Origin of the sequence: Microbacterium sp. ARD32, from assembly GCF_031844385.1 — a bacterium.
Taxonomy (GTDB): Bacteria; Actinomycetota; Actinomycetes; order Actinomycetales; family Microbacteriaceae; genus Microbacterium.
Window position 1 is genome coordinate 368,800 of sequence record NZ_JAUZVD010000001.1, and the last position, 12,903, is coordinate 381,702.

The following is a 12,903-nucleotide window of genomic DNA, read 5'->3' on the forward strand; positions in this document are numbered from 1 at the left end:
GCCTTACGATCCCGGCTTCGATGCGGCGCGCTCTGCTGTCCTGCGCCGGCGACCGTACTCGTTGTACGCGTATCCGGCACTGCCCGCAATCATCCCGGCGCCGCGATAAACCGTGATGAGACCGCGCGACCGATGGAGCAGTGACCGCGTCAGAACCCCGCGAAGCCATCTGATCGCTCCACCGACGATCCGAACAGCTCCCCTGAACACCATCAGTGTCCTCGCCCTGAGTCGACCGAGTGCAGTCGCCTCCAGAGTCACGTTCACGCGGGTTGCGGAGTTCCCGAAACGGAACATCCGCATGAGCACCCAGTTTCTGCTGAATCGAGCGGGATCCTCCTGCTCGACGACGACCGCATCCTCTGCCCAGCGGATCGTTCCTGCTCTCTGGGTGAGCAGACGCGTGAACATGCTGTCGCTGCCGCCCGTGAGTCCGAACTGCTCGTTGAACCTCAGTTTCAGTCGCTCGACGGCCGCGCAGTCGAGAAGCAGATTGTTCGTTGCTGCTTCCGGCATCAGCTGCAGATGATGCCGCTTCGGTCGTTCGAAGGCACCGCTGGCTCTCACCCACCTGTCAACATCGCGCGGAAGAGGAGTGAGGACCTTTCCGGCGACTGCAGTGGGCTGAAGGTCTCTATAGACGCGTGTGATGGCGGCCAGCCATCCTGGCTCGGCGACTTCGTCATCGTCGAGGAAGATCACCGTCGTGGCGCCGCTGCATTCGTGCAGCGCGCGGTTGCGGACGGCCGCGATGCCGGGTGAGGGCTCGACGACGTAACGCACTCCTCGCGACTGCACCGCTTCTCGGCCGCTCTCGGCCGGGTCGTTGTCCACCACCAGTAGCGAGGCGGACTCACCGTGCGGGAGATCCGCCAGCTGCGGCAGCACGGCGTCGAGGGCACGAGCGATCGCCTCGGGACGCTTGAATGTCGGGATCGCGACGACGTGGTGCCTCACGGGAGATCCTTTCGATGGCGGTTGTTGAGTGTCATGGCCTGCAGGTATGCATCGACATGGCGACGTCCCGCATGGGTCCACTCGCGGTTGTCGAGCCGCGGCTTCTGCGTCGGCGGTGAAGCACGGAGGTCCTGAATGGCGTCATCGAGTCCCTGAGCGGTGAGTTCACCTTGGAAGAGATGGACCCACCCCGGTCCGACCTCGTTCGCGAGGGCTCGATTCGTAGGATTGTCTGGCACCAGGATCGGGCGTTCGAGGGACAGCGCGGCGAGCGCGGCCCCCGAATTGTGCATCACGATGTAGGGGAGCACGATCAGCTCACTCGAAGTGACGAGCGTCACGAGCTCTGCCTCGCTGATGTAGCGCAGGTCTGCCTCCGCGCGGGGGAGAGATGCTACGCGCTCTCGGACGAAGCGGTCGGTCTGGGCGTCCGCAGGCTTTCCCGCCACGCGCAACGACAGTCCTGGCATATGGGACTCGCTGAAGGCGCTCAGGAGGCGGTCAATCCCCTTGTAAGCCTTGAGCAGTCCCGCGTACCCGATCCGACCCGTGACGGCGTCAGATTTCCGGTATTGGCCGAACCAGTTGATGTAGTGCCCATGCTCGATGAGCACGGCTGGTGTGCCCTCTTCGTCCGGTGTCGTCGGACTGAGGTGGATGCGCAGAGTGGTTCTGCCGATCAACGCGCGGACCAGCGCGCGGTCGACGGGCCCCACCGACGGCTCTGTGAGATTGTGCACGGTGCGTACGACCGGGATGCGGAACAGACGAACACGGGCGACGAAGAGAGCGAAAGCCACGCGCTTGGCGAGTCGGGTCAGCGGCGTGCGTCCAGCGAGCACCGCGTCCGCCCAGTGGACGTGGACGACGTCGAGGGGCTCGATGAGTGCTGACCGCCAGCTGAACGGAACATGCGTGATGCGCGGATCGGCTTCGATGGCGTGCGCCAGCTGGACGATATACGGGTTGGTCGTCGTCCTCGGCGCACCGAATGTCTGCATCACACGGATGCTGGGCATGGCATCTCCTCTCTTTTTCAATGGCGCCCACTCTGCGGTCAGCCCAGAGAGCGATACCAGCGGAAGGCAGCCGCGCCGAGCAGGAGGGCGTTCGCGACCGTCAGTAAGCCATACACGATGACAAAGGCCGGGCGGAGCCACAGCAGGATGAATACGAGGAGAAGCAGGCCGTAGTCGCTGGGCAGGACTGCCAGCGAGTACAGCGGCGACAGGCGATACTGAGGAGAGGATGCCGGCTCCGGAGACGGGGATGAGCGGCGGATCAGATCGGTGAGTACGAATCCGAAGAACATGACGTTCGCGACTACCTGAAAGGCGATCGGGAACAGCAGCATCGCCGTGTCGAGTTCGTAGAAGCGCCACCAGCACACCAAGACGGCGAGGTGGATGGTCGCGATCTTGAGCGCGTCGAACATGTGGTCGAGCCACTCGCCTCGTCGAGTGCCCCCGCCTCGCAGGCGTGCGAGCTGACCGTCTGCCGAGTCGAGTGCGTAGCCGAGCACCAGCAGCGCGACGATGAGGGCGGATGTGCCCAGCGTGGGTGGAAGCGCGGCGATGAGCGCGATTCCCGTGAGCGTGCAGATGGCGCTGATCACGGTCACCTGGTCCGGCGTCATCCTCAGCACGAACGCAACCGCTGCGAAGAACCGGCCCAGCGGGCGGTTCACGAATCGTGAATACGCTGCGGCACCCGCATTCGACTTCTGCGCTGATCGCAGCGACGCCATCGCGCTGCCCACACTCGCACTACGAGTCATGAAAGTCCCCTGCCCCTCATGCCAGACCCCACATCCGGCGCTGAGCACTCAGTTTAGTGATTCGCTGCGTGCGCTCGCTGGGGGTGCGCGCGCGAGCCGCGTGGAGGGAAGGACAGGTCACTGTTCATATGGCCGTAACGGTTTGCCCAGACCTTATGGTGGGCATGTGAGTGAGGCGCCGACGATCCTGGCCGTGTGCACGGGCAACATCTGTCGTTCTCCGATTGCCGAGTCGATCCTGAACGCTCGTCTGCGCGACGTCGGTGTGCGCGTCCGTAGCGCAGGAGTGCGAGCCGCAGTCGGACAGGAGATGCCGAAACCCGCGCAGCGGGTGGCTCTGAGCCGGGGTGCGGATGCCCGCGAACTGGGCGCGCACACCGCCCGCGCGGTGGACAGAACGATGCTTCTGGGCTCGGATCTCGTCATCGCCATGACGCGCGAACATCGTTCGCGCATCCTCGCGCTGGAGCCGACTCTGATGCGCCGAACCTTCACGGCGCGCGAGTTTGCTCGCCTTGCCGCGATGCTGACCGACACCGAGATGCGCGGCGTGGCTGACCGCCATCGGGGTGATCCTCCGGCGGGGATGCGCGCAGTGGCAGCGGTCGTGGCCGCCCGGCGCGGAGCATCAACAGTGCGGCCGAAGGACGACGATGTGATCGATCCGTACCGCCGCTCGTCCTGGGTATACGAGAGATCCACACGCCAGTTGGACGGGCCGATCGCGCAGCTGGAACGGGTTGCACGGATGGTGCTCGAATGAAATCTGTTCCATCAATGGACACGGTCAGGAGACTTCCAGATCACAATCGCGTAACATAGTGCCGGTCAGTGTCGATCAGGACTCGTCCCCGAGGGTCACGATCGTCTCCTCCCCCGAATGGATTCTGATACATGCCCTCCCCTCACGCATCGCTACATCCTGCCCGAACAAGCTCTCGTTTCAAGTCCTCGCGCCTCACTCGTACCGCAGCCGCGGTGGTCGCAGCAGTGGCCGTCACGCTCGCTGGTGCATCCTTCGCCCCGGCGCCGGCGAGCTCGCCGACGCGTGCGACCGCGAGCACCGCTGTCAAAGTCGTGCCCGGGTCTGAGAAGACCGTAGCCATCTCCTCCGCGACGCGACGCGACGTTGCCGCGACTGCGACGATGTCGCTCAAGAAGGTTCCCGCCACTGGCGATGGGGTCTACAGCACTGTACGTGTCAGATCCGGATCCTCCGGTGCCTATCTCGGCCAGGTTCGGGTGTGGCCGGGAGGCAAGTTCACGCTCACCATCAAACGGGCCAACGGCGCCAAGAAGGCTCAGACCTTGACGACTCTGACCGCAGCGGTCGCGCCACAGCGTCTCAAGAGCGGGCAGCGTCTCACACTCACCATGTCTGCGACCGGTGCCACCAAGGTAGCTCTTGCAGCCTCTGTTCGTGTGGGCGCAGCGAAGCTGCTGAGCGTGAAGGCGACTGATGGTTCGGTGCGCCGCATTCGTTCCGCTGGCACGTCTCGCCTGGAGTTCTACACGTCGAAGCGTTCTCCGGCAGCGACTTTCTCGGTGGTCTCCGCCTCGTCTTCCGCGCCGGGACAGGCGGCGCTCAAACCAGCGAAGGGCGCTGACAGCGCTGCGCCGAAGCCGACGAAATCCGCCGCGCCGAAGCCGACGAAGTCCGCCGCGCCGAAGCCGACGAAGACGGTCGCGCCGAAGCCGACGAAGACGGTCGCGCCGAAGCCTGCAGCGCCGAAGCCTGCAGCCCCGAAGCCTGTAGCCCCGAAGCCCGCAGCCCCGAAGCCCGCAGTGCCCGATCGCGACGCTGGAGGGGCGACTGCCACTCAGGCGCGGGGGCTGTCCGCATCGAACACGGGCGTTCCTGCTGGGACGGCGTTGAAGGTGCACAATGGCGACATCGTGGTCAACACACCGAACGCGGTGATCAGTGGCCTCGAAGTTCGGGGCACCATCCGGATCGAAGCGCCAGGAGTGGTCATCAAGAACTCCAAGATCATCGGTGGTAGCAGAGCCAGCAGCACCGGGCTGGTCACGAACATCCGCTCCGGGCAACCGTTCCGAATCGTCGACTCAGAACTGTATGCCGCGACGCCCGACCCGCTGTGGTACGGAATCCTGGGCTCGAACTTCACTGCAGAGCGGGTCAACATTCATGGTGTCGTCGATCCGGTGCACATCGTCGGCAACAATGTGATCGTCCGCAGTTCGTGGCTGCACGACACCTCCCACTGGGAGAAGGATCGCGAGCAGGGCGGCACCCCGACCCACGACGATTCGATCCAGATCGTCGGTGGGACTTCCCTCGTCATCGAGGGAAATCGGCTCGAGGACGCTCACAATGCGGCGATTCAGATATCGCAGAGCACATCCCGCGCGAAGCTGGGATCGATCGTCATCCGCGGCAACTACATCCAGGGCGGAGGGTGCTCGGTGAACATCGCCAGTACTCCCAGCCCCGTTCGTCCGATTGTCGAGAAGAACGTTTTCGGACCGGATCGCGTGTTCGCCACGTGCGCTGTCACTGCGCCGTCCAGCAATGCTCCATCGTTGAGCGGCAACTCCTGGTACTCCGGCGGCGCGGCTATGTCGAGCTACGTCCCGCGGTGAGCCCGGTGCACCGGCCGAGGCGGCCCCGTCGCCCGGCCGGTGGCACCGTTGATCGTGTGACGGGAGCCACGAGCGCTCCCCGTCGGCCATACTGGTCGCATGGTGTCTGGGATCTGGGGTTCCGGCGGAGTCCGCGGAAGGGGGAACGCGTGAGTCACCCTGCTGCATTGCTGGTCGTCAGCTATGGCTCGCACGAACTGGTAAGGGAGAACATCGGTCGTACGGCGATGCCGGACGAGACGCTTGTCGTCGTCGTCGACAACTGGACGACGGAGGTTGAGCGCGTCGCAATGACCGCGCTGGCACAGCGAAGCGGCTGGGTCCTCCTGACGCCTGATGAGAATCTCGGATTCGGCGGCGGGATGAACATCGCAGCCGCCGAGGCGATCGCTCGCGGGGCGGGGACACTCGTACTGCTCAATCCCGACGCGCATCTGCTCGATGATGGCTTCGAGCAGCTGATACACGCTGTGAACGAGCCAGACGTAATCGTCGCACCCGTCGTCCTGCGACCCGACGGATCGCATTTCTCCTCGGAGATGGAACTCGACCTCACCCGGGGGCGTATCCGCAGGAGAGAGGACGACCGCTCTTACCCGGAGACAGCGGTTTGGGTCAGCGGTGCGTGCCTGGCAATCGGTGCAGAGTTCTGGCAGCGTATCGGCGGATTCGACGACGACTACTTCCTGTATTGGGAGGACGTCGACTTCTCGGTGCGAGCCGGAGAGCTCGGCGGACGAGTGCGTGTCGATCCAACCATTCGCGCCGTGCACAGTGCCGGCGGAACACAGGTGACGGGCTCCCAGGCGAAGTCGCCGATCTACTATCGCTTCAATGCGCGCAACCGGCTGGTCTTCGCGGCCAAGCACGTAGGACGCGCGGCACAGTCTCGCTGGTTGCGCAGTTCGGTCACCGCGGCGTGGGGAATCCTGAAGCGAGGCGGGCGGAGACAGTTTCTTCGCCCCGCCCAGAACATCGGTCCGGTCCTCCGAGGAACTTGGGAAGGATGGCGCTACCTGCGTGCGTCGCGTCGCGTCGAAGCGGCACACAGCCGAACAGCCGGTGGCAGCGTGTCATGAATCGTTCGATCATTGCCGTCACGAGACTCCACCACGGCTTGGGAAACCGCATTCGGGTGGTGCTCTCCGCGCAGGATCTCGCCGAGTCCACCGGGCGCGATTTCGCCTACGTCTGGCCCACGGGGAGAGCCTTCGGCGCCCGCCTCGACGATCTGTGGCAGGCCGACATGCGACAGATCTCGGTGCCGCGGTCCCGAATGCTGGCGATTCGCCATCCATACCGGGATGCATCCGCAGACTGGCGTATGGAGGCCGACGGGGACGCCGTCTGGCAGATTCGTACGGCACAACCCATCGTCGTCGACGGAGCCATCGACACGTGGCATCCCCGCCTGCGTCGTCTGCGCCCCGTCGCGCCGATCACCGAACGCGTTGAAGAACTGTTCGACGCTGAGCTGCGCGGACGCCCCTACCTAGGGGTCATGATCCGCTCCCACTCTGTGTCGCACGAACGCACGCGAGCGGAGTCTCCGCTGGAGTGGTACTTGAAGCGCATCGGCGACGTCCGCCGTGACCATCCCCATATCCCGGTATTCGTCTCGGCCGACACCACCGATGCGCTGGATCAGGTGTGCTCGAGGTTCGACGATGTCCACGCGATCCGAGAGAAGGGTCCGTACAACAGCCTTTCGGCGCTCCGCGCTGCGGTGGTCGACCTCTATATGCTGGCGAGCTCAACACATATCCTCGCTCCGCACTACTCGAGCTTTCCCGAACTTGCACGGTACCTCGCAGGACCGGAAGTGCGCCTCGAGACCTCGATGACCGGTGAGAAGTCGCGATTCGATGCGACGGCCCTCACCCGTGTGGATGACCCCACGCGCCCTTTCAAGCGAAAGTCTGCTGAAGGGTAGACAAGTCGGGGGCGAAGCACTAGATTGCGTCGTGGGGAATTGTCGGAGTGTTGATGGCCACTGGGATACGGCCGCAACATTCCTTGAGGGGAATCTGGGGAGTTTGAGGTGACTCGAACGCTACGCGCTCTCTGCGCGATCGCGATGGCAGCTTTCGTGGCCTTGGCGTCTGCCGCGTGCACGCCGCAGGCGGACGAGGCGCTGCAGCCGGTGAAGAGCCAAACGCCGGCTTGGTCCACACCGGTGCCGGCACCCGGGGGATCGACTGTCGACGATGTTGAGGAGTCTCCTGCGCCCGTGCCGACGACCGAGGTGACGCTGAAGGAACCGGCTGAGCTGGGTGGCGGCGTACAAGCGCGCATCGACAAGGTCAGTCCTTTGGACGTCAAGGCGGAGACGCCTGGCGAGATCGCGGGTGCCGCAGTCGCGGTGTCGCTCACGATCGACAACGACAGCGACAAGGCCATCGATGTCTCGTCTGCGATGGTCTCGCTCACCGGAGCTGACGGTGTTCTCGGACAGCCGACCACGTCGGATCCGTATCGCCCGTTCCAGGGCACGGTCCGTGCAGGCGGCACGGCAGATGCGGTTTACGTCTTTCTGCTCCCGGAGAAGGCGCGAAGCGCTTTCGTTGTGAGCGTTCAATACCTGGCAGGAACGACGATGGCGCGTTTCGCCGAAGGATCATGAGAAAACTGGGGAATCTGATGCTGGGGAAGAGAATCTTACGCTCCGCAGTCGTGCTCTCGGCCGCGGCCGTGATCGGCGCTTCGCTGGTCGTCGGTGCTGGAGCGACTGCAGCGGCGGCTGACGTGCTGCCTGGGCCCGCGCCGATCGAGCAGCGAAACCCATCGCTGGTCACGGCAGACGTGCTGCCCACCGTGCAGATCGACTCCGGCGTCGTCTGGACGCAGGTCATGCACGGCAATGTCGTGTACGCGGGAGGATCATTCTCGCAGACGCGTCCTGCCGGAGCTGCTCCGGGAACGAACCTGACGCCGCGGTCCAACCTGCTTGCCTACGATGTGAGGACGGGAAACCTGCTGCCGTTCGACCCACAGGTCAACGGCACGGTGAAAGCGCTCGCGCTTTCCCCAGATGGGAACACGCTCTACGTGGGTGGGACTTTCACCAAGGTCGGATCGACGACGAGGTTCAACGTGGCGGCCTTCGATACCGCCACAGGCGCTCTGTCCGCCACGTTCAAGCCTGCGATCGGCGGCTCATATGTCAATGCCATCGTCGCTACCGATTCCACGGTCTACTTCGGCGGTCTGATCGGCGCAGCCGGTGGACAGCCGCGCACGAACTTCGCCGCCGCGAACGTTGCGGGGAAGGTCGTCGGCTGGGCACCGACCACTGACCTGCAAGTCGACTCGATGGTGATGGCTCCGGACGGACAGAAGCTTGTCGCGGCCGGGCGGTTCGCACACGTGAACAACGTCGAGCAGCGGGGACTCGCCGCGCTGGATCTGAGCAACGGCGCGCTGCTGCCCTGGAACGTTGCGAACGTCGTCAAGAACGGCCGTAACGACGGCAGTGGCAACTCAGGCAAGGCGGGGATCTGGTCTCTCACGACCGACGCGCACAATGTGTACGGCACCGGCTGGGTGTTCGCCGACGTGCCCACGGGCAACCTCGAGGGGCTGTTCGCCGCCGACACCGCGCAGGGCGATGTCGTGTGGATCGCGGACTGCCACGGCGATCATTACGGGGTCTTCAGCGACGGCGTCAACGTCTACAGCACCGGGCACGAGCATGAATGCACCACTGCCGGCGGTCTCCCGCAGGGCAACGGCACGATGCGCAACGCGACTGTGTACACAGCCGCAGCCAAGGGAACGCTGACCCGCTCGCCTTACGTGAACAGTATCTACGCAGACTGGAGCGGCTACACGGCTCCGGCCGCAGTCAACTGGTATCCCGATTGGCTGGGTGGCACTGCAACGGGGATGGGCCAGGCGGCCTGGACAGTGACGGGCGATTCCGATTACGTCGTCTTCGGTGGCGAGTTCATCGGCGTGAACAATCAGCGTCAGCAGGGACTCGTGCGTTTCGCTCGCGACCCTCAGGGCGGCGCGAAGCAGGGTCCCCGTCTGTCTGGTTCTGACTGGCAGCCCAGCGGCAGATCGGTGCGCGGTGGGACTGTAGATGTGGTCGTCAGTGCAAACTGGGATCGGGATGATCGGGATCTCACCTACGAACTCTGGGAGGACGGTGCGACAGCTCCTGCTGCCAGCACTGAGGCATCGTCGACGTTCTGGAACATGCCCGACGTCAAGCTCTCAGCAAAGGGCCTGACACCGGGGTCGACCCACACCTACACGGTCCGCGCCAAGGACGGAGATGGCAACACCTCGACCAGCAGCTCGATCACAGTGCAGGTGACTTCCACGCCTCCGTCGGCGTACGCGGATGAGGTACTGGCAGACGGACCCTCGCTGTACTGGCGCTTCAATCAGCCAGATCCGCGGATCGACTGGGCAGGCAGCAACAATGCCGTGACGCGGGCCGGGTACTCGGCGAGCTCCGACTCCGCGATCTCGGGCGAGGCCGGAGGCTCGGCCACGTTCGATGGCAGTCGACAGGGCTTCGCCGCCTCTTCGAAGACCGTGGCTGCCCCTGCGGCATACAGCGTCGAGCTCTGGTTCAAGGCGAACTCGGGGGCCACCGGCAAACTGATCGGGTACGGAAGCGCGTCGACTGGTGACTCCGGCTCCTACGACCGGCACGTCTATCTGACGTCTGACGGACGCCTGGTCTACGGCAACTACCCGAGCGCCGTGCGGACAGTCTCAACGCCGACCGGCACCTCGTATGCGGACGCCAGCTGGCACCATGTGGTCGCGACTCAGAGTGCCGAAGGTATGGCGCTCTACGTCGACGGGGAACTCGCTGCGAATGACCCGAGCACGACGACGGCGCAATCGTACCTCGGGTACTGGCGGATCGGCGGAGACAACCTCAGCGGGTGGCCGAGTGACCCGTCGAGTGACTACTTCAGCGGCAAGATCGACGAGGTGGCGGTCTATTCCGGAGCGCTGACTGCGCAGCAGGTCGACCGGCACTACGCTCTCGGGATCGGGAACCAGCTGCCGACCGCGAACTTCAGCGTCGCCGGCCAGGACCTCACCTGGAGCTTCGACGGATCCGCATCGACCGCGGGAGATGGCCAGACGCCAACGTCCTATCAATGGGATTTCGGCGACGATTCCGCCGTCGTCACGGGGGCGAACGCTGAACACGTGTATCAGCAGGCGGGTACCTACACCGTCACTCTCACGGTGACTGATGCGCATGGGACACAGGCCAGCAGCACTGAGACGGTCACGGCAACCGAGCCTCACCAGCCGCCGACGGCAGTCATCGGCGAAACCGCAGATGGCCTGACCGTGTCCTTCGACTCCGCTGCGTCCACGGCTGCGGGAGAAGCGACCATCGCGGCGGCGGCCTGGGACTTCGGCGACGACACGACGTCGACGGCGCTCGCGCCCTCGCACAAGTACGCGCAGGCCGGTGACTACACCGTCTCACTCGTGGTCACGGACAGCCTGGGAGCTGCGAGCGCCCCGGTGACGGCCACAGTGACGGTCGCCCATGCCGATCCGACCGCGGAGTTCAGCACCCAGGTGTCCGCTCTCGACGTGAACGTCGATGCGAGCGAGTCGACGGCCTCGGACGATGCGACGCTCACATACAGCTGGGATTGGGGCGATGGGAGCGCTGCCGAAACCGGTGTGACGGCGTCGCACACGTACACTGAGGCCGGCGCATTCGACATCACTTTGACAGTGCTCGACTCGCTTGGCGCGAGTGCGACGAAGACGCAGAGCGTCGACGCATCGGACTTCGTCGTGAAGGACGGTTTCGAACGCTCGGTGTCCTCGGGGTGGGACGCCGCCGATCAAGGCGGCACATGGACGGGCAGCACCGGGCTCAGCGTGAGCGATGGCTTCGGAAAGCTGACGGCGAACAAATCGCAGACGCGGAAGGCGACGTTGGCGGGCCTCGACCTCGCGGACTTCGACACGACGCTGACGGTCGGCTTCGACAAGATCGCCGACGGCGGCGGCCTGCACTTCAATGTGTTCGGGCGAGTAGTCGGAACCGACAGCTACGGGACGAAGTTGAGGATCGCTGCGAACGGCTCGGTGATCGTGAACCTGACGCAGACGCTGAACTCCGCTGAGGCACTCATCGCTACCACGCGCCTGTCCGACGTCGTCCTCCAGCCGGATGACCGGCTCAGCATCCGCTTCGCGGTCACCACACAGGGTGACGGTACGCAGCTGAAGGCGAAGGTCTGGCCGGCCGGTACGGCACAGCCCTCCGACTGGACTGTCACCGCCGTCAGCGCTGCGGCCGCGCTGCAAGGTGCGGGTGCGTTCGGCGTGGGCACATACGTGACCGGAAGCGTGACCAACGGGCCCATCGTGGTCATGGTCGACGACGTCGCCATCAGGGCGACCGAGGCGGTTGCGCACGTAGCGCCGACGGCCGCGATCGGTGCGACTCCCGACGGGCTCACGGTCGCGTTCTCGGCAACCGGTTCGCAGTCTCACGACGGGGCAGCGATCGTGGGTTACGACTGGGACTTCGGTGACGGGGAGACCTCCACCGAAGCTGCACCGAGCCACGTCTACGCCCAGCCCGGGACCTACACGGTCAAGCTCGTTGTGACCGACAGTTTCGGAGCGCACAGCGTCGAAGCGGCCACGCCGGTGACGGTGACGCGAGCGGCGCCGACCGCGGACTTCAATGCATCAACATCCGACCTCACCGTCTCTGTCGACGCGTCGTCGTCGAAGGCTGCCGCAGGCGGGGGCATCGACTCGTTCTCGTGGAACTGGGGCGACGAGTCGGCGCCCGGCACTGGTGAGACCGCGACGCACACCTATGCGAGCGCGGGCAGCTACGAAGTCGAGCTGACCGTCACCGACAGCTTCGGTGCGACCTCGAGTTCCACGAAGTCGGTGCTCGTGACCTCGGAGCAGTTCGTGGCCTGGGACGACTTCTCCAGTGACGTCGCGTCTGGATGGGGGACCGCCTCGGCCGGTGGCGCCTGGTCGGGGACGAAGGGGTTGTCGGTGAGTGGCGGCAAGGGTCTGGTGACCAACAACAGGTCGCAGACGCTGCGAGTGTCGCTGGATGAAGTGCAGTCCGACACGAGTGATTCCCGGTTCTCCCTTTCGCTGGATCGCGTCGTGGACGCCGGGAGCACACACGTCAACTACGGCGTGCACCGCAGCGCGGCAGGCGAGTACCGTGCAAAGCTGCAGGTCGCCGCCGGCGGCGTCGTGCGCGTCGGAGTTGCGAAGGTCGTCGGGACGGCCGAGACCCTGATGGCGAACAAGGTGCTGCCGGATTACACGTACGCAGCGGACGCCGTGCTGAACGTCCGCGTTCAGACCACCGTAGGTGGCGGGAGCACGACCGTGCAGGTGAAGGTCTGGGCTGCGGGAACGGACGAGCCGTCCGCGTGGCTCGTGGCCGCCACCGATGACGAATCCTCGCTGCAGGTGCCGGGGTCGATCGCACTCACGACCTACGTGAGCGGCTCCGCCACCAACGGCCCGGTGACGATCGCCTTCGACGACCTCAACGTTCGCTGACGTCGCGTACCGAGAGTGCC

9 protein-coding genes are annotated in these 12,903 nt (G+C 65.0%); 6 read left to right on the forward strand and 3 right to left on the reverse strand.

The window, feature by feature from the left end:
- Positions 1-3: 3 nt before the first annotated feature.
- The 3 genes from Q9R19_RS01720 to Q9R19_RS01730 are packed head-to-tail and all read right to left on the reverse strand — an operon-like array spanning position 4 to position 2,734.
- Positions 4-957, reverse strand: coding sequence for a glycosyltransferase (locus Q9R19_RS01720; protein ID WP_311254621.1), 954 nt, complete (start codon positions 955-957; stop codon positions 4-6).
- Positions 954-1,976 carry a glycosyl transferase gene (locus tag Q9R19_RS01725; protein WP_311254622.1) on the reverse strand — a complete coding sequence of 341 codons (1,023 nt, stop codon included), beginning with the start codon at positions 1,974-1,976 and terminating at the stop codon, positions 954-956. Before Q9R19_RS01725 ends, Q9R19_RS01720 begins: the two co-directional genes overlap by 4 nt.
- Positions 1,977-2,014: 38 nt before the next feature.
- A complete protein-coding gene (locus Q9R19_RS01730) occupies positions 2,015-2,734 on the reverse strand; it encodes a CDP-alcohol phosphatidyltransferase family protein (RefSeq protein ID WP_311255842.1) in 720 nt (239 codons plus the stop codon).
- 166 nt (positions 2,735-2,900) lie between these two features.
- Between Q9R19_RS01730 and Q9R19_RS01735 the strand changes: the two genes are divergently transcribed.
- The 6 genes from Q9R19_RS01735 (at position 2,901) to Q9R19_RS01760 (ending at position 12,883) form a co-directional block, all read left to right on the forward strand.
- Positions 2,901-3,497 (forward strand): low molecular weight phosphatase family protein, encoded by a 597-nt coding sequence (locus Q9R19_RS01735; protein ID WP_311254623.1) that lies wholly within the window; start codon positions 2,901-2,903, stop codon positions 3,495-3,497.
- A 383-nt stretch (positions 3,498-3,880) separates the two neighbouring features.
- Positions 3,881-5,338 carry a hypothetical protein gene (locus Q9R19_RS01740; protein WP_311254624.1) on the forward strand — a complete coding sequence of 486 codons (1,458 nt, stop codon included), beginning with the start codon at positions 3,881-3,883 and terminating at the stop codon, positions 5,336-5,338.
- Between the two features lie 149 nt (positions 5,339-5,487).
- Positions 5,488-6,417 (forward strand): glycosyltransferase family 2 protein, encoded by a 930-nt coding sequence (locus Q9R19_RS01745; RefSeq protein ID WP_311254625.1) that lies wholly within the window; start codon positions 5,488-5,490, stop codon positions 6,415-6,417.
- Positions 6,414-7,271: a hypothetical protein gene (locus Q9R19_RS01750; protein ID WP_311254626.1), complete on the forward strand. Its 858-nt coding sequence runs from the start codon at positions 6,414-6,416 to the stop codon at positions 7,269-7,271. Before Q9R19_RS01745 ends, Q9R19_RS01750 begins: the two co-directional genes overlap by 4 nt.
- 144 nt (positions 7,272-7,415) lie before the next feature.
- Positions 7,416-7,961, forward strand: a complete 546-nt coding sequence (locus tag Q9R19_RS01755; RefSeq protein WP_311254627.1) for a DUF4352 domain-containing protein — start codon at positions 7,416-7,418, stop codon at positions 7,959-7,961.
- 50 nt (positions 7,962-8,011) lie between these two features.
- A complete protein-coding gene (locus Q9R19_RS01760; RefSeq protein ID WP_311254628.1) occupies positions 8,012-12,883 on the forward strand; it encodes a PKD domain-containing protein in 4,872 nt (1,623 codons plus the stop codon).
- Positions 12,884-12,903 lie beyond the last annotated feature (20 nt).